Consider the following 16,640-nt stretch of genomic DNA (forward strand, 5'->3'; position numbering starts at 1 on the left):
CACGGCCCGAGGCCTGGGGCTGGGGAGGTGCGACGTGACCGACCGCTGGACGCCATACAAGATCGAGCAACTCGAAGCCCACCTCACAGCCCGCGACTCCGAGATCCTTCAGAGCCTCGAGCAGTTCCGCGCGCTCTCGACACGACTGATCCAGCGGCTGCACTTTCCGGTCGGCGAGCACGGACTGCATCGGACCGAGCGAACCGCCACCAGGCTCTGCAACCGTGTCCTGCTCCGCCTCGAAGCCGACGGCTTCATCGCCCGCATAGAAGGCCGCGCGGTCGGCGGCGCCACTCGAGGCTCGGCGGGTACCACCTGGCACCTCGCCGCCACCGGCGAACGACTCCTACGCGCCCGCCGAGGCGACCCCAGCAGGCGACGCTACGTCACCCCCTCCCGATCGTTCCTCGCCCACACGCTCGCCGTCGCAGGCTTCGCCGCCACCGCCAGGGAGCACGAGGCGGCTGGCACGTTCGACATCCTCGAGCTTCACCCCGAGCCGATGTGCTGGCGCACGTTCCAGACCGCACTCGGCCAGGCGACGCTCAAGCCCGACCTGGCGATCGTCATCGCGAACCCGGACGTCGAGGCCCACGTCTTCGTCGAGATCGACCGCGGTACGGAGCATCTGCCCGCGGTGATCAAGAAGAGCCGCGCTTACCAGCAGTACCGGCAGACCGGAATCGAACAGCACCGGAGCGGTGTGTTCCCCGCCGTGCTCTGGGTCGTGCCCGACGCGGACCGCGCCCGGAGGCTCCGCAACGCCATCCGGCGCGAGCAGGATCTCGACGCCGACCTGTTCACCATCACGGAAACCAGCAGCGCGATGACCGCGCTCGCAGGCTTCCTCACACCATCAACGCCTACCCGAAAGGAGGTTTCACCATGACCACAACACCATCAACACTCGACTTCGACCAGACGCTCCCAGCGTCCATCGATCAGGCTGACACCGCGCTTGCGATCCTCGACGACTGGAGCGACGGGAACACCGATGTCGCCGACGAGGGCATCGCCCGGCTCCTCGCCGCGACCATGCACGACGGCCCCGGCACCGCCCTCGAGCATTTCGCTGCTACCGGAGAGCTCGACGCCGAGGCCGCGCTCGCCGAGCTCAACGAGGTCACCGTACCTCTGGAGCGCGAAGGGTGGGTCGACGCACTCGGCAAGTACATCGTCACCCGAGGAGGCCGATCATGAGCGAGTTCGAACCGAACCATTCGGCCGAAACGCGACCAGCACCTGAGCGCGCATCGCCAGACTGGCGGCGCTTCGAGGTCGCGCGGGACCGATGGTTGACTCGCATCGCGGATGGCATCGCCGAAGCGATGGCCACGCATGCCGAGATCGACCTCATGACCGCCCGATGCATCGCACACGTCGTCGGCCGTGCCTACGGGCGTGAGTCCGCCCTCGCAGACTTCGGACGCACCGGTGAAGGGTCGTACCTGGCGCTTCGCGACGAATACCTCGACATCTACAGCGACGCCCGCGCGGATGCCATCACCAAGGAGTGGATCGACTGGCTCGGCACCTTCCTGGTACAGCGAGAGAAGCTGGGCAGCGGGCGCCAATTCATGAACGAGCACCTGCCGCCCAAGCTCGAACGACTCCTCGTCGCAACTGGCGTCGAGGTAGGCGACTGGTACTTCACCGTCCACGTCCCCGCATCGCTCGACGGCACGCAGATCGAAGGGCTCCAGGAAGAGCTCACGAATCTTCGGCTCGACGAAGACGAAGCACTTCAGGCGTATCTGTCTCTCCCGGACGTTGACGCCAACACCGACATGCTCATGGAGTCGTTCCACGAGAACTTCGTCGCCACCTTCACCAGCTCCGAAGACGCCGTGCATGGTCTCTGCGAGATCGACGAGTGGGAGAAGGAAGTCAACGAGTTCGCTGCCGAGCGCGGACTGTTCATCGACCAGTACTCCGTCGACTACGAAGCACTCCACGATCGTCTGCGCGATGGTTACGACCTTGTCGAGTGGAAGGACCACGTCCATGTCTTCTACAAGTAGCGCTGAATTCCGCCCCTCGGGCAATCACCGAGCTCCACGGAAACGACCGCGGACACTGACCAACCGTCGGATCTCCATCGCCCCCGACCGACGAGCAGAGATCGATCTGCATTACCTCGGCAGTGCGCTGCTTCGCCTCGCTCAGGAGGACTACGACGCCGCGCGCCCCGGCCCGGCAACTCGACAGGCGCGGCCGGAAGGCGCCCACGTCCGCCCACACAAGCCCGCCTCGCGCCCCGAAACCGAGGGGCCGCCGCCCAGTCCCACCGCGCCCCACGGCGGCCCGCACGGGGCGGGTGCCTAAGCCCAGCACGACGACGAAGACCGCTCAAGAAGTACGGAGGATGCCATGCAGGACGATGACAACCGAGGCGATTTCTACAACAGTGGCCCACCCCCGGGCGGAGGGCGCGAAAGTGCCCGGAACGCCAACGAAGGACTGGACTTCGGGCCCGAAGAGAGGGTTAATCCGGAGGACCTAACCGGAGGGACCATGCCAATGCGCCAACAAAGCCCCCATACCGCGGAGCTGAACGCTCCCGCGAATTCGCTCGATGGCCTCGAGCATCTCTTCGAGTCGCCAACGACGCGCGCCAGCGAAGACACGCAGGTGGCCGTCGCGCAGGCTGTCGTCTACCTGCGCGTCTCGACGCCGCGCCAACTGCACACCGCCGCTGACATCGACGAGGACGGTAACAGCATCGCCACGCAGCGCGTCGAAACGTTGCGGAAGGTTCGAGAGCTCGGCGTGACGGTCGGACGAGAGTTCGTCGAACCCGGACAGTCGGCCCAGACCATCTCGAAGCGCACCGAATTCAAGAAGCTCCTGCGCTACGTCGACGACCACCCCGAGGTGAAGTACGTCGTGATCTACATGCGATCGCGCGTCTTCCGCAACTTCACGGACGCCGCCATCACGAAGCGTCAGCTCCTTGAGAAGGGCGTCCGCCTGATCTCAGCGAAAGAGGAGTTCGGCGAGGGATACATGGCAGACGCCATGGAGGCAATCACCGACATCATGAACGAAGTCCAAGTCCGGATGAACGGCGAGGACGTCAAGGTAAAGATGGCGCACAAGGTGGAGCAGGGTGGCTCAGTTGGACGAGCCAAGCTCGGCTACCTCAACGTCCGCAAGGACTACGGCGGCCGCCTGGTGAACACGATCGACGTCGACCCACAGCGAGCACCGCTGGTTACCTGGGCGTTCGAACAGTACGCAACCGGGCGATACTCGATCGCACGACTCCAGCGCCTCCTCGAAGCACAGGGCCTGATGACCCGGCCGTCGCCGAGCAACGCTGCGAAGACCGTCAGCACCAGCCGGCTCGCGATCATGCTGCGCGATCCGTATTACACCGGAGTCATCCGGTACAAGGGCCAGCTGTATGTCGGACGACACGAGGCGCTCGTCTCGAAGGAGACGTTCCTGAAAGTGCAGAGCGTGCTCGACATGCGCAAGCGCGATGGAACCCGGGACATCGTCCACTTCCACTATCTGAAGGGGCTGCTCTTCTGTGGTGAGTGCCGTGATGCTGGCCGCACCAGCCGCCTGCTGTACAGCAAGAACACCGGGCGTGGCGGCACCTACGAGTACCTCATCTGTGCCGCGCATCAGCGCTGGCTGTGCTCGATGCCCAACATCCGCATAGACCAGATGGAATCGGAGATCGTCTCCGTGGTCGCGGACGAGCGGCTGGCCCCCGACATCCTCAACGGCATGCGAGAAGCGGTCGCCGCCTCGGTAGCAAACATCCTCGCCCAGGATCGGGACGTGAAGGCTCAGCTCAAGAAGCAACTCAACAAGCTCGAAGCTCAAGAAGAGCGCCTCATCGAGCTGGCCGCAACCGGGTCGCTCCCGATGAGCAAGATCCGTGAGCGCATCGAAAAGACCGCCATCGAGCGGGCAGCAGTCGAGGAGAAGCTCGAGTTCACCACCGACCGTCTCAAGCAAGGTGCCGACGGCGCGCTGGCTTACCTGGAGCTACTGGACGACCCCGGAACGCTCTACCAGCAGGCATCGGACACAGTGCGGCGCGAGCTTCTGAGCGCCTACTTCGAGTGTCTCGTCGTCTACGTCACGGAAGACGGGCTCAGGATCAAGTCAGAGCGTCACATGGCGAACAGGGCACTCCGTGAGGTTCAGGGCCGAATGGAACTGGCTCGTCGCGAGCAGCTGCCAGATACAACAAAAACTCCCCGCACGAGTGCGGGGAGTTTGGTTTCAATCAATCCCAAGGTCAGTTCATTTGACCAGGGTTTGAGTAACTACGATGTGGCTGGGGTACCTGGACTCGAACCAAGAACAACTGAACCAGAATCAGCCGTGTTGCCAATTACACCATACCCCAAGGTATTTCCACCGAAGTGGTGCCGAGGATCGAGTCTACCGGATGCCGGGCGGGCGGCCAAACCAGGCCACCCGCCCGGGCGCGTCATCCGATGCGCTGCACGAGCGCGCCGAGACGGCGCACGGTCTCGGCCTTGCCGAGAAGCTCCATCGATTCGAAGAGCGGCGGCGACACGCGGCGGCCGCTCAGCGCGACCCGCAGCGGGCCGTACGCCACACGCGGCTTGAGGCCCAGACCGCCCTCCTCGACCGGAGACACGAGCGCCCCCGCGAGGGCGTCCTGGATCGCCGCGGTCGCGAACTCCGCGTCCGGCACGACCTGCAGCGCGCCGACGGACGCCACGAGCACCTCGCCCGCGTTCGCCGGCAGGGAGGAAAGCGCATCCCCTTCGTACGCGACCACGTCGGCGAACAGGAAGCCGAGCAGGCCCGGCGCGTCGCCGAGCAGCTGGAGGCGCTCCTGGATGAGGGGCGCGGCGCGGAACGCCAGGACGAGCTGGTCGTGCGTCGGCTCGGCCTTCTCGGCGCCGAAGACGTCCGCCTCGACGAGGTACGGCAGCATCCGCTCGGCGAAGTCCTTCTCGGACAGCATCCGGATGTGGTCGCCGTTGATCGACTCCGCCTTCTTCTGGTCGAAGCGAGCCGGGTTCGGGTTCACGTTCACGATGTCGAACGCGGCGACGAGCTCGTCGCGCGAGAACACGTCGCGATCGGGGGCGAGGGACCAGCCGAGCAGCGACAGGTAGTTCAGCAGCCCCTCGTGGATGAACCCGCTCTCGCGCAGGAGGAACAGGTCGGCCTTCGGGTCGCGCTTCGAGAGCTTCTTCGTGCCGGTCTCGCCGAGAACCAGCGGCATGTGCGCGAAGCGCGGGACGAACGTCGTGACCCCCGCATCCACGAGCGCGCCGTACAGCGCGAGCTGGCGCGCGGTCGACGGCATGAGGTCCTCGCCGCGGATGACGTGCGTGATGCCCATCAGCGCGTCGTCGACCGGGTTCGTGAACGGATAGAGCGCCACTCCCCCGGCGCGCACGAGTACGAAGTCCGGGAACGAACCGGCGGGGAACGTCACCTCCCCGCGGATGAGGTCGACGTACGTGATGTCCTCGTCGGGCACGCGCAGGCGCCACGCGGGCTCGCGGCCCTCCGCGCGGAACGCGGCCCTCTGCTCGTCGGTCAGATCCCGGTCGAAGTTGTCATAGCCGAGCTGCTTGGCGCGGCCGTTCGCCTCGTTGCGCGCGTCGATCTCCTCCGCGGTCGAGTACGACTCGTAGACGGCGCCCGAGGCGACGAGCTTGTCGAGCACCTCGCGGTAGATGTCGTGGCGCTGCGACTGACGGTACGGGCCGTGCGGCCCGCCCTTCTCGACGCCCTCGTCCCAGTCGATCTCGAGCCAGGTCAGGGCGTCGACGAGCTGCCGGTAGCTCTCTTCGCTGTCGCGCGCGGCATCCGTGTCCTCGACGCGGAAGATCATCTTCCCGCCGGTGTGCCGGGCGTACGCCCAGTTGAACAGGGCCGTGCGGACCATGCCGACGTGCGGCAGGCCGGTGGGCGACGGGCAGAACCGCACGCGCACATCGGCGCCGGTCGCGGTCGTGGTACGGGGATCGGGTGCAGAAGCCATCCCGACCATTTTGCCAGCTAAACCGCCGCCGACTGGGCCGCCTTCAAAGCCCTCTCGAGCGCGGCGAGGGTCGTCCGCACCGACGGCACGCGGTCTGCACCTTGAGCTGTGACGACGTGCAGCGTGCGCTCGTCGCCGGGCGGGAGCGGTCGCGTCACGATCCCCGGCATCGGCGGGAAGGACGCCACCGCCAGGGCGGGCAGCGTTGCGACGCCGATCCCCTGCGCGACGAGACCCTCGACGGCGGCGACGTTGTCGGTCTCGAAGGTGATGCGAGGCTCGAACCCGGCACGGTCGCACACCTCGAGGAGGTGGCCGCGACAGCGCGGGCATCCGGCGATCCAGTCCTCGTTTGAGAGGGTGGAGAGGTCGACGCTGCCGCCGTCCGCCGCGGAGTGGCCGGTGGGCAGGACGGCGAGGAAGGCATCGCGTCCGATCGTGTGGACGGACAGCCCGCGGGCGCTGAGGCGATGCGGGTCGTCGCGGTCGCCGGGGTAGCTGAACGTCAGCGCGATGTCGACACGGTCATCCCGGACGGCTTCGACGGCCTCCGGCGGCTCCGCCTCGACGTAGGTGACCGTGATCCCGGGGTGATGCTCGGCGAGGTCGGCGAGCAGACGCGGGACGAGCGTCGGCGATGCCGAAGGGAAGCCGGCCATCCGCACGCGTCCCGACCGCAGCCCGCGGAGCTCCGCGAGTTCACCGGCCGCCGCATCCAGCGCCGTCGTCACGGCGGGAGCGTGGCGGGCGAGCACACGCCCCGCCTCCGTCAGTCGCACCTTCCGACCAGCACGCTCGATGACGGGCACGCCGAGACGCTGCTCGAGGCGGCGCATCTGCTGGCTGAGGGCCGGCTGGCTGTAGCCGAGCGCTTCGGCGGCCGCCGTGAGCGACCCTTCATCCGCGATCGCCTTGACGACGCGGAGCGTGTGCACGTCGAAGTCGAGCTCCTCGAGATCCGTCATGCCATGATCATAACCCTGGTTTATGAATGTCATGATCATCATGCCGTAGACGAATTACTCGGCGTGCCGCAGTCTGGATGCATGACACCCGTGACGCTTTCGCACGCAGACGCTCCGGCCATCGCCGATGCGTTCGTCGGCGGTGCCGGGTATCTGTCGGCCTGTACGACCGGTCTTCCCCCGCAGATCGCGCGCGACGCGATCATCGCCGATGTTCTCGCCGCCGCCTCCGGGCGGCCGGATCCGATCGCGTATTCGGCTGCTGCGGAACGCTCCCGTGCGCACTTCGCGCGGCTGGTCTCCGTTTCGCTGGACCGCGTCGCCATCGGTTCACAGACCTCGGTGCTCGCGGCGCTCGTCGCCACGGCCGTGCCCGACGGTGCCGAGGTGCTGTGCACCGAGGGCGACTTCTCCTCGATCCTGCTGCCGTTCGTCCACGCCGGCCGCGACATCACCGTCCGCGTCGCGCCCGTTCACGAGCTCACGACTGCCATCACCGCCGACACCGCGCTCGTGGCGTTCTCCGTCGTACAGTCGGCGACGGGAGAGGTCGCGGACGTCGACGGGATCGTGGATGCGGCGGCCCGCGCGGGTGCGCTGACCCTGTGCGACGCGACCCAGGCGGTCGGGTGGCTCCCGGTGGACGCATCCCGCTTCGACGCCGTCGTGTGCCACGCCTACAAGTGGCTGTGCTCGCCCCGGGGCGTCGCATTCCTCACTCTGTCGCCCCGGCTGCAGGACGCCGTGCGGCCCGTCTTCGCCGGCTGGTACGCGGGCGACGACCCGTGGAGCTCCTGCTACGGCCATGAGGTCGAGCTCGCGCACGACGCCCGCCGATTCGACGTATCGCCCGCGTGGCAGGCGTTCGTCGGCGCCGAGCCCGCACTCGCCCTGTTCGCGCAGGCCGACCCGCGCGAGCTGTATGCCTACACGACGGGGCTCGCCGCGGCCTTCCGCGACCGCTGCGGGATTCCGCAGCCGGAGCGCCCGTCCGCGATCGTGACGTGGCCCGACGAGACGGGGTGCGACCTCGCGCGGCTGAGCGCCGCCGGCATAACGGCATCCGGCCGGGCCGGGCGGGCCCGTCTCGCGTTCCACGTCTTCAACGACCCGAGCGACGTCCGCCTCGCGGCGGCCGTGCTCGGCTTCTGACGCCTCTCAGGCCGCTGCCGACGCGGTGCGCCGGCCGAGGGGCGAGAGAGCGATGACGGCGGCGACGACCACGAGCGCGCACAGCGCGAGGCCGCCGTATCCGATCCAGCCGAGGATGGCACCGGCCAGCGCCGCGCCCGCGGCCGCGCTGAACGCCATGATCGAGTCGCTGCGGCCCTGGCGACGCGGGCGCAGCGAGGTCACCGTCGCCTCGGTCAGCAGCGCGGCTCCCGAGACGGTCGCCGCGCTCCAGCCGAGGCCGAGGAGGATGAGCGCGAGCATGACCCCGCCCTCGCTTCCCGACAGAGTGGCCGCGACCACGAGGGCCGCGACGAGCAGCCCCTGGCCGAGGAGGATCACGCGCACCCGGCCCCAGCGGTCGGCGAGGATGCCGAAGACCGGCGACAGCCCGTACATCCCGAGGACGTGCATCGCGATCGTGACCCCCACGACCGCCGTGACGGTCTCGGGCGACGCCATATGCGCGAGGTGGACCGGCGTCATCGCCATCACCGACGCCATGACGACGTGGGAGCCCGCGACGGCGAAGATCGCGTAGCGCGCGACGACGGGTCGGTCGACCTCGACGATGTGCTCCACCCGCGCCTCGCCGCTCGCCGCGAGCCGCTGCGCGGTCAGCAGCGGATCCGGATGCAGCGCCACCAGGTAGAGGACGAGTGCGCCGAGCTGCGCGACGGAGGAGAAGAGATACGACCCGGTCAGATGCGGCATCCCGACCGCGCGTCCGACAGCCTCGCCGACCGGGACCAGGAGCGGCCCTGCCACTCCCCCGATCGTGGTCGCCCACACGACGATCGACAGGTCGCGTCCGCGCCGCTCGGTGGAGGCGAGGTCGGTCGCGGCGAACCGCGACTGCAGATTGCCGGCGTTGCCCGCGCCGATCATCAGCACGCCGATGAGGAGCACCGGGAACGAGCGCGCTGCGGCAGCCGCCACGACGACGACGATGCCGAGCAGAGCCAGCAGGTTCCCGAGGCTGAGGGAGAACAGCCGACCCCGGCGCGCCGCCAGGCGGGCGAGCGGGATGGCGGCGATCGCGGCGCCGAGGGTCACGGTCGCCGTCGCGAGGCCCGAGAGTGCGTCTTGGCCGGAGATGTCCGCCGCCAGGAGGGCGCCGAGCGACACCGTGGCGCCGAACGCGACGCTTCCGAGCACCTGACCGGTCGCAAGCGTCGCGACGGTGCGGCGCTGGATGCGTGCGACCTCCGCGACGCCGAGCGACGCTGTCAGGGTGTCAGGCATCCCGCACCGGGTTCCGGAGGATCCCGAGGCCGGTGATCTCGACCTCGACGACATCGCCCGCGACGAACGGGCCCACCCCTGCCGGAGTGCCCGTGAGGATGACGTCTCCCGGCAGCAGCGTGAACGCGGCGCAGGCGTAGGCGATGACGTCGGCGACGCTGTGCACCATGTCGGTGAGCGGCGCCTGCTGCCGCACCTCGCCGTTGACGCGGGTCGTCAGTGTCTTGCCGGCGACGTCGTAGTCCGTCTCGATCGCCGGGCCGAGCGGGCAGAAGGTGTCGAAGCCCTTCGCCCGGGCCCACTGGCCGTCGCTGCGCTGCAGGTCGCGTGCGGTCGCGTCGTTCGCGATCGTGTAGCCGAAGACGTACTCGAGAGCACGGTCGGCGGGCACGTTCTTCGCGATGCGGCCGATCACGACGGCGAGCTCGCCCTCGAAGTCGGTCTGCTGCGACTGCACCGGGCGCACGATCGTGTCGCCGGGCCCGATCACCGACGTGTTCGGCTTGAAGAACAGGAGTGGCTCAGCAGGAGCCTCGTTGCCGAACTCGGCCGCGTGGTCTCGATAGTTGCGGCCGACGGCCACGATCTTCGACCGCGGGATGACGGGCGCCAGCAGCGCCGCGTCCGCGAGCGGCACGCGCTCCCCCGTCGTGTCGTAACCGGCGAACATCGGGTCGCCCGCGAGGACGACGAGCTCGTCGTCGTCGACGATGCCGAAGCGGATGGAGTCCTGGTGGCTGAAGCGCGCGATCCTCACCGCTCAAGCCTAGTCAGCCAGGCCGAAGCAGGGGGTTCCGGCCGAGGCGAGGGCCGGTTCCCCCGGGTCGCGCCACGAACCCCCTGCCTCGAGCGAGACAGGGGGTTCGGTGCAGATGCGGGTCAGGCGTCGAGGCGCAGCATCCACCCGTGCCGGTCTTCGACGCGGCCGTACTGGATTCCGGTGAGCTCGTCGCGCAGCGACATCGCCAGCTCGGTCGCCTCGGGCCCGTCGTGGACGATCTCGAAGTCGTCCGACTTGAGGCGGCCGATCGGCACGAGCACCGCCGCGGTGCCGCACGCGAATGCGCCCACGATCTCGCCGGATGCGGCGCCCTCGCGCCACTCGTCGATCGTCACCTTGCGCTGCTCGACCGTGAGGCCGCGGTCCTTCGCCAGCTGGAGGATCGAGGCGACCGTGACGCCCTCGAGGATCGAGTCGGATGCCGGCGTGATGAGACGGCCGTCGCGGGTGACGAGCACGACATTCATCCCGCCGAGCTCCTCGAGGTAGGGACCGTCGAGGAAGAGCACCTGCTGGCAGCCCTTCTCATACGCCTCGGCCTGCGGGAGCAGGCTCGATGCGTAATTGCCGCCGGTCTTCGCGGCACCCGTGCCGCCCTTGCCGGCGCGCGCGTAGTTCGTGGAGAGCCAGATGTCCACCGGCGCGATGCCGGTCGGGAAGTAGGGGCCCGCCGGGCTCGCGATGACGTAGAACGCCACCTTCTTGGCCGCCCGGACGCCGAGGAACGCCTCCTTGGCGAACATGAAGGGCCGCAGGTACAGGCTCTCCTCGTCTTTCTTCGTCACCCAGTCGCCGTCGACCGCGATGAGCTGCTTGAGCGACTCGATGAAGTACTCGGTCGGCAGTTCGGGCAGCGCGAGGCGCCGTGCCGACCGCTGCAGACGCGCGGCATTGCGGTCGGGGCGGAAGGTCCAGATCGAGCCGTCGGCGTGACGGTACGCCTTCAGACCCTCGAAGATCTCCTGCGAATAGTGCAGGACGGCCGCTGCGGGGTCGAGCGCGATCGGCCCGTAGGGCTCTACCTGGGGACGGTGCCATCCGCCCTTCTCCGACCAGCAGAGGTCGACCATGTGGTCGGTGAAGTGGATGCCGAAGCCGGGCGCCGCGAGGATCTCCTCGCGCTCGGCTTCCGAGGTGGGGTCGTCGTTGCGCGTGACCCGCCAGATGAGACCTGCGGCGGAGGGTGCCTGGAGGTTGAGGTCGATGGCCATGTCGTGTCCTGTCGATCGGATGCTGCGGCGTCGTGTGCCGTCGCCCCCAGGCTACGCCTGGAGACGGGCGGCGATCGCGTCGCCGATCTGCGAAGTTGAGCGGGTGGAGGCGCCCCGGTCGGCGATGTCGTCCTCGACGGCGCGGGTGACGCGCGCGGATTCGCTGTGCAGCCCGAGGTGGTCGAGCAGCAGGGCGGTGGACAGGATCGCCGCAGTGGGGTCGGCCTTCTGCTGCCCCGCGATGTCGGGCGCCGACCCGTGCACGGGCTCGAACATCGACGGGAACGCGCCGTCCGGGTTGATGTTGCCGGAGGCGGCGAGGCCGATGCCACCGGTGACGGCGCCGGCCAGGTCAGTCAGGATGTCGCCGAAGAGGTTGTCGGTGACGATGACGTCGAAGCGGCCCGGGTTCGTGACCAGGAAGATCGTCGCCGCGTCGACGTGCAGGTAGTCTACGGCCACGTCGGGGTGCTCCAGCGCCACGGCGTCCACGATCCGCTTCCACATGCCGCCCGCGTGCACGAGGACGTTCGTCTTGTGCACGAGCGTGAGCTTCCTGCGGCGGCGCTCGGCGAGGTCGAACGCGTAGCGCACGACCCGCTCGACCCCGTACGCCGTGTTGACCGATGTCTCGTTGGCGACCTCGTGCGGCGTGCCGCGGCGGATCGCGCCGCCGTTGCCGACGTACGGGCCTTCGGTGCCCTCGCGGACGACGACGAAGTCGATGTCGCCCGGGTCTGCCAGCGGGCTGCCGGCACCAGGGTAGAGCTTGGACGGCCGCAGGTTGACGTAGTGGTCGAGCTCGAAGCGCAGCTTCAGAAGGAGCCCGCGCTCGATGTTGGCGTCCTTGAGGCGCGGGTCGCCGGGGGTTCCGCCGACCGCGCCGAGGAGGATCGCGTCGTGCGCCTTGATCGCCTCGAGATCCGCGTCGGTGAGCGTGTCGCCGGTCTCGAGATAGCGGCCGGCGCCCAGCGAGAACGGCGTCTTCTCGAAGCGGACGCCGCTGCCCGCGGTCGCCGCATCCAGCACCTTCTCCGCCTCGGCCACGACCTCCGGGCCGATGCCGTCACCCGGGATGACGGCGAGCTTCACGACACGCTGCTCCTGCACAGGACTTCTCCTTGATCCGCGCGCTGCGAACGCGCACCGTCCCAGGTTATCCGTCGCCAGGATGCGTCGAAGCCGCGTGTCACGGCACGAGCGCCGCCGTGATCCCGCACCCGCGGGCGTGCCGATGCGGTGCCGCGATCAGTGCGCGTCGGGGCGCGCCAGCTTGCCGCGGCCGAGCATGGTCGCCGCGATCACGGCGGCCGCCAGGACGAATCCTGCGCCGATGATCGAGGTCACCGCGACGCCGGCGTCGAACGCCGACGCGGCAGCCGCCTGCAGCGCGGCACCGAGGTCGCCGCCCACCTGCTCCGCGGCATGCGCGGCACCGCCGAGCGTCTCCCGCGCGGCCGCGGCACCGGCCTCCGTGATCCCGTCCGGGATCACGAGGTTCGTCCGGTACATCGCGGTCAGGATGCCGCCGAGGATCGTCGTGCCGAGCACGGCGCCGATCTCGTACGCCGTCTCCGACACCGCGCTCGCCGCCCCGGCCTTCGCGGCGGGGGCGCTCGACAGCGCCAGCTCGTTCGACACGGTCTCGGCCATGCCGATGCCGATCCCGAGGAGGACCGATGCTGCGACCAGCAGCGCGAGCGCGGAGTCGTGCGCCACGAACGCCGTCAGCACGTAGCCGACGAACGAGACCATGAGGGCGGCGGGGACGAGGATGCGCGGGGGGACGCGCTTCGAGATCGGCACGACGACGAGCCCGGCGACGATCATCGCGACGAGAGCGGGAACAAGCACGAAGCCCGCGACCATGGGTGAAAGCCCCAGGACGAGCTGGAGGTGCTGGGCGATGAAGTACTCGAAGCCGACGAACGCGATGACGCTCAGAAGGTTCACGAGCAGGGCGCCCGTGAAGGTGCCCACACGGAACAGGCGCACGTCGAGCATCGGGATGTCCATCCGCAGCTGCCGGCGGACGAAGAGCGCGCCGATGCCGATGCCGGCGGCGAACATGGCCAGCCAGCCGGGCAGCGGACCGTCGACGGCGATCTCCTTGATCGCGTAGACGACGAGGACCATCGCGACGATCGACATCAGGATGCTGAGCGGGTCGATGCGGCCCGGGTTCGGGTCGCGGCTCTCCGGCACGAGGAACGGAGCGAAGACGAGGAGCGGCACGAGGACCGGCACCGCGAGGAGGAACACGGAGCCCCAGGCGAAGTGCTCGAGCAGCATCCCGCCGACGATCGGGCCGAGCGCGGCGCCGGCGGAGAACGCGGACGCCCAGATGGCGATCGCGAGACGCCGCTGGTTGCGGTCGCCGAAGATACTGCGGATGAGCGACAGCGTCGAGGGCATGAGCAGCGCACCGAACACGCCCATCGCGGCGCGCGCGGCGATCAGCCATTCCGCGGACGGCGCGAACGCCGCGAGCACGGACACGGCGGCGAAGCCGGTGGCGCCGATGAGCAGCATCCTCCGACGTCCGAAGCGGTCGCCGAGCGTGCCGGCCGTGACGAGGAACGCGGCGAGGACGAGCGGATAGACGTCGATCATCCACAGCTGCTGGATGCCGGTCGGCTCCAGGTGCAGCGCGATCTGCGGCAGCGCGAAGTGCAGCACCGTGCCGTCGATCGAGACGAGGAGCACCGGCAGCATCAGCACGGTGAGCGCCGTCCACCCGCGCCAGCCGACGCGCGGGGGCAGCGCCGTGGGCGTGGTGGCGGTCGTCTCGACGTACATCTCTTCCTCATTCATTTCTATACCGTCTGGTCGGTACACTAACTCTGGTATGTTAGCAGAATGAGCCGCCCGCCACGAGCCCGAGACACCGTGCTGGACGCCTACGAGCGCATCCTCGTCGAGGACGGCGCCCGCGGCGCGACCCTGGATGCGACCGCGCGCGCTGCGGGTGTGTCGAAGGGCGGACTTCTCTACCACTACGCCTCGAAGGACGCGCTCCAGAACGCCGTCGTCGAGCGGCTGCGCGCCCTCGTCGAGGCCGATATCGCGACGATCGAGTCCGCACCCGAGGGTGCCGTCGCGTATTTCGTGCGGTCGTCCGTCATGGAGGACGACGAGCTCGACCGGGCGATCGTCGCGACCTCGCGCCTGGCGCAGAGCGGTCATTCCGGCGCGACGGCGGCGCTGGTCGAGATGCGGGAGGCGTGGGAGAGCGTGCTGCGGCCGCACGTGCGGGATGCCGCGGCTCTCGATCTGGTGATGCTCGTGAGCGACGGGCTCTACTTCAACAACGCGCTCGGCGGCGACACTCCGCTGACGGCGGTGCCGCAGGGCGCCGCGCTCGATGCGCTCGTCGAGCTCGTGGTCGGCATCGCGGCCGAGTAGGCCCCTGGCCCGCGACCGAATAGCACTCGCCGCGCCCGCGCCGCGCGCCCAGAACAGGAGAATCGGCGAAGACAGGAGGATGCGCCGCGGATCGTCCTGTCTCCGCCGAACCACCTGTTTTGGCGGTGAGGATGGACCTGCGGGTCACCCCAAGACTGTGAGCTTGCGCTCGAGGTAGCGTCGTGCGGCCGCATCCGTCTCGTAATCGATCGCGCGCCGGTAGTCGGCCGCCGCCTCCGCGATGTCCCCGGTCCGCGCGCTCATGTCCGCGCGCGCCGCATACGCCTGGGCGGCCAGCGTCCCGGTGAAGAGGTCGTCCGCATCCAGCTCGTCACGCGCGCAGCCCGGCCCGACAGCGGCACTGTGGCCGCGGGCGACCAGACGCGCAAGACGCGCGGACGGCGCGGGCCACACCGCGACGAGGCCGTCGTAGAGGCGGGCGATCGACGTCCAGTCGGTGGCATCCCACCGCGGTGCGAGATCGTGCAGCCCCGCGATGCCGGCCTGCAGCGCGAAACGGCCCGTGCCGGCCTGCAGCGCCCGTGTCGCGAGCGACTCCCCCTCCGCGATGAGGTCTTCGTCCCACGCGATGCGGTCGGCGGTCGCGAGGTCGACGAGCTCCCCCGCCGGATCCACGCGAGTCGCCTGGCGCGCCTCGGTCAGAAGGAGGAGTCCCAGAAGACCGGATGCCTCGGGCTCACCGGGCGCGATGCGCAGCGCATCGCGTGCGAGGTCCACGGCATCGCCTCGCAGCCGCGTGCTCTCCTCCCGGGTCGGCGCGGCGTACCCAGCCGTGTACACGAGGTAGATGACGGCGAGGGCGACGGGAAGACGAGCGCGCACCTGCCGCACGTCATCCATCGCGAAGCGCACGGGCGAGTCGTGCAGCCTCTTCTTCGCTCGCGTCAGCCGCGCGGCCATCGTCGCCTCGGGGACGAGGAGCATCGCGGCGACGTCACGCGTCGGGACCCCGCACACGAAGCGCAGGGCGAGCGCCAGCTGCGTCTCCTCCGCGATGTCCGGGTGGCACACCATGAGGATCAGCTCGAGCCGCTCGTCGCCGGTGAAGGCGAACCCGGCCATGTCGTCCTCCCCGGGATACGGGGGCGCCGCGCGCCGCGCCTCGAAGGCGAGCGCTGACAGCGCACGGTCTGCGGTCTGCGCGCGCCGCACGTGGTCGATCGCGATGCGGCGCGCCGCCGTCGTGATCCACGCCGCGGGGTTGTCGATCCGAGCGCCGGAGCGTTCCTGCGCCAGAGCGCGGAGGAACGCGTCCTGCACGGCGTCCTCGGCGAGTTGGAGGTCACCCGTGTAGGCGGTCACCGCACCGAGGATGCGACCGGCATCCGCCCGGTACGCATCCTCGATGCGGCTCGTCACTTCTGCTCCGCCGCGTCTTCTACTGCGCGGCGTCCACGACGAGCGGGAGCTCCTCCGCACTCGTCGGGATCTCCGCGATCGGGTACAGGTCGAGCCATCCGCCCGTGGGGACGAGGGCCGCCAGCTCCCGCGCCTGCGCGACCGAGTCGGCGGTGAAGGTGTAGAAGCCGGTGACGACCTCGCGCACCTCGCTGAAAGGTCCGTCGGTGAAGACGAACCCGCTCTCGGCGGGCGTGATGCGGGTGGCCTCGGACTGCGGGCGCAGCGGGGCGGCGGCGAGGATGCGCTGCCCCGCTGCGGCGACGGCAGCCTGGAAGGCCTTGTGGCCGGCCAGGTCCATCTCGATCTGCTCGGGCGAGAGGACCGACGGGTCCCACTCGGGCTCGTTGATGACGATCAGGTATTCAGCGGACATGAGAGTCTCCTTCGTCGAGCTTTCGTTCGCGGTCCGCGGGATGCGGAACACCGATACGACGTGCACGACCTGCCGG

Annotated in this window: 14 protein-coding genes, 1 tRNA gene and 1 pseudogene; 6 read left to right on the forward strand and 10 right to left on the reverse strand. The window is 69.2% G+C overall.

Features of this window, described 5'->3' with window-relative positions; genetic code table 11:
• Positions 1-34: 34 nt before the first annotated feature.
• The 4 genes and pseudogenes from QSV35_RS12240 to QSV35_RS20050 form a co-directional block, all read left to right on the forward strand.
• Positions 35-889 (forward strand): replication-relaxation family protein, encoded by an 855-nt coding sequence (locus tag QSV35_RS12240; protein ID WP_286289032.1) that lies wholly within the window; start codon positions 35-37, stop codon positions 887-889.
• On the forward strand, positions 886-1,200 hold the full coding sequence (locus tag QSV35_RS12245; RefSeq protein ID WP_286289033.1) for a hypothetical protein: 315 nt from the start codon (positions 886-888) through the stop codon (positions 1,198-1,200). The genes QSV35_RS12240 and QSV35_RS12245 overlap by 4 nt, the downstream gene beginning before the upstream one ends.
• Entirely contained in the window at positions 1,197-2,021 is an 825-nt protein-coding gene (locus tag QSV35_RS12250) for a hypothetical protein (protein ID WP_286289034.1), read from the forward strand. Before QSV35_RS12245 ends, QSV35_RS12250 begins: the two co-directional genes overlap by 4 nt.
• A gap of 499 nt (positions 2,022-2,520) precedes the next feature.
• A pseudogene (locus QSV35_RS20050) lies at positions 2,521-3,642 on the forward strand (recombinase family protein); the annotation flags it as partial.
• A 652-nt stretch (positions 3,643-4,294) separates the two neighbouring features.
• On the opposite strand, the gene QSV35_RS12265 reads toward QSV35_RS20050, so the two are convergent.
• From QSV35_RS12265 to QSV35_RS12275, 3 genes are all read right to left on the reverse strand, one after another.
• Positions 4,295-4,369, reverse strand: a tRNA-Gln gene (locus QSV35_RS12265).
• 84 nt (positions 4,370-4,453) lie between these two features.
• Positions 4,454-5,992 carry a glutamate--tRNA ligase gene (gltX, locus tag QSV35_RS12270; RefSeq protein WP_286289037.1) on the reverse strand — a complete coding sequence of 513 codons (1,539 nt, stop codon included), beginning with the start codon at positions 5,990-5,992 and terminating at the stop codon, positions 4,454-4,456.
• A 17-nt stretch (positions 5,993-6,009) separates the two neighbouring features.
• Positions 6,010-6,957, reverse strand: a complete 948-nt coding sequence (locus QSV35_RS12275) for a LysR family transcriptional regulator (protein ID WP_286289038.1) — start codon at positions 6,955-6,957, stop codon at positions 6,010-6,012.
• Positions 6,958-7,038: 81 nt separating this feature from the next.
• Between QSV35_RS12275 and QSV35_RS12280 the strand changes: the two genes are divergently transcribed.
• Positions 7,039-8,109, forward strand: coding sequence for an aminotransferase class V-fold PLP-dependent enzyme (locus QSV35_RS12280; protein WP_286289039.1), 1,071 nt, complete (start codon positions 7,039-7,041; stop codon positions 8,107-8,109).
• Between the two features lie 6 nt (positions 8,110-8,115).
• On the opposite strand, the gene QSV35_RS12285 is transcribed toward QSV35_RS12280, so the two are convergent.
• The 5 genes from QSV35_RS12285 to QSV35_RS12305 all read right to left on the reverse strand — a co-directional run bounded on the left by QSV35_RS12285 (position 8,116) and on the right by QSV35_RS12305 (position 14,178).
• Positions 8,116-9,372 (reverse strand): MFS transporter, encoded by a 1,257-nt coding sequence (locus tag QSV35_RS12285; RefSeq protein ID WP_286289040.1) that lies wholly within the window; start codon positions 9,370-9,372, stop codon positions 8,116-8,118.
• On the reverse strand, positions 9,365-10,129 hold the full coding sequence (locus tag QSV35_RS12290; RefSeq protein ID WP_286289041.1) for a fumarylacetoacetate hydrolase family protein: 765 nt from the start codon (positions 10,127-10,129) through the stop codon (positions 9,365-9,367). Before QSV35_RS12290 ends, QSV35_RS12285 begins: the two co-directional genes overlap by 8 nt.
• Positions 10,130-10,251: 122 nt before the next feature.
• Positions 10,252-11,364 (reverse strand): branched-chain amino acid aminotransferase, encoded by a 1,113-nt coding sequence (locus QSV35_RS12295; RefSeq protein WP_286289042.1) that lies wholly within the window; start codon positions 11,362-11,364, stop codon positions 10,252-10,254.
• Between the two features lie 51 nt (positions 11,365-11,415).
• The gene (locus tag QSV35_RS12300) at positions 11,416-12,474 is read right to left on the reverse strand and encodes a 3-isopropylmalate dehydrogenase (protein WP_286289043.1); all 1,059 of its coding nucleotides are present in this window, start codon (positions 12,472-12,474) and stop codon (positions 11,416-11,418) included.
• A 138-nt stretch (positions 12,475-12,612) separates the two neighbouring features.
• The gene (locus tag QSV35_RS12305; RefSeq protein ID WP_286289044.1) at positions 12,613-14,178 is read right to left on the reverse strand and encodes an MFS transporter; all 1,566 of its coding nucleotides are present in this window, start codon (positions 14,176-14,178) and stop codon (positions 12,613-12,615) included.
• Positions 14,179-14,223: 45 nt separating this feature from the next.
• Here QSV35_RS12305 and QSV35_RS12310 point away from each other — a divergent pair, with 45 nt between their 5' ends.
• Complete coding sequence (locus QSV35_RS12310) at positions 14,224-14,769, forward strand: TetR/AcrR family transcriptional regulator (protein WP_286289045.1); 546 nt, start codon at positions 14,224-14,226, stop codon at positions 14,767-14,769.
• A gap of 144 nt (positions 14,770-14,913) precedes the next feature.
• Here QSV35_RS12310 and QSV35_RS12315 read toward each other — a convergent pair whose 3' ends face one another.
• Both QSV35_RS12315 and QSV35_RS12320 read right to left on the reverse strand, forming a co-directional pair.
• Positions 14,914-16,149 carry an RNA polymerase sigma factor gene (locus tag QSV35_RS12315; protein WP_286289046.1) on the reverse strand — a complete coding sequence of 412 codons (1,236 nt, stop codon included), beginning with the start codon at positions 16,147-16,149 and terminating at the stop codon, positions 14,914-14,916.
• A 19-nt stretch (positions 16,150-16,168) separates the two neighbouring features.
• On the reverse strand, positions 16,169-16,564 hold the full coding sequence (locus tag QSV35_RS12320) for a YciI family protein (RefSeq protein WP_286289047.1): 396 nt from the start codon (positions 16,562-16,564) through the stop codon (positions 16,169-16,171).
• Positions 16,565-16,640 lie beyond the last annotated feature (76 nt).

The organism is Microbacterium candidum (assembly GCF_030315975.1).
In the GTDB taxonomy this organism is placed as follows: domain Bacteria; phylum Actinomycetota; class Actinomycetes; order Actinomycetales; family Microbacteriaceae; genus Microbacterium; species Microbacterium candidum.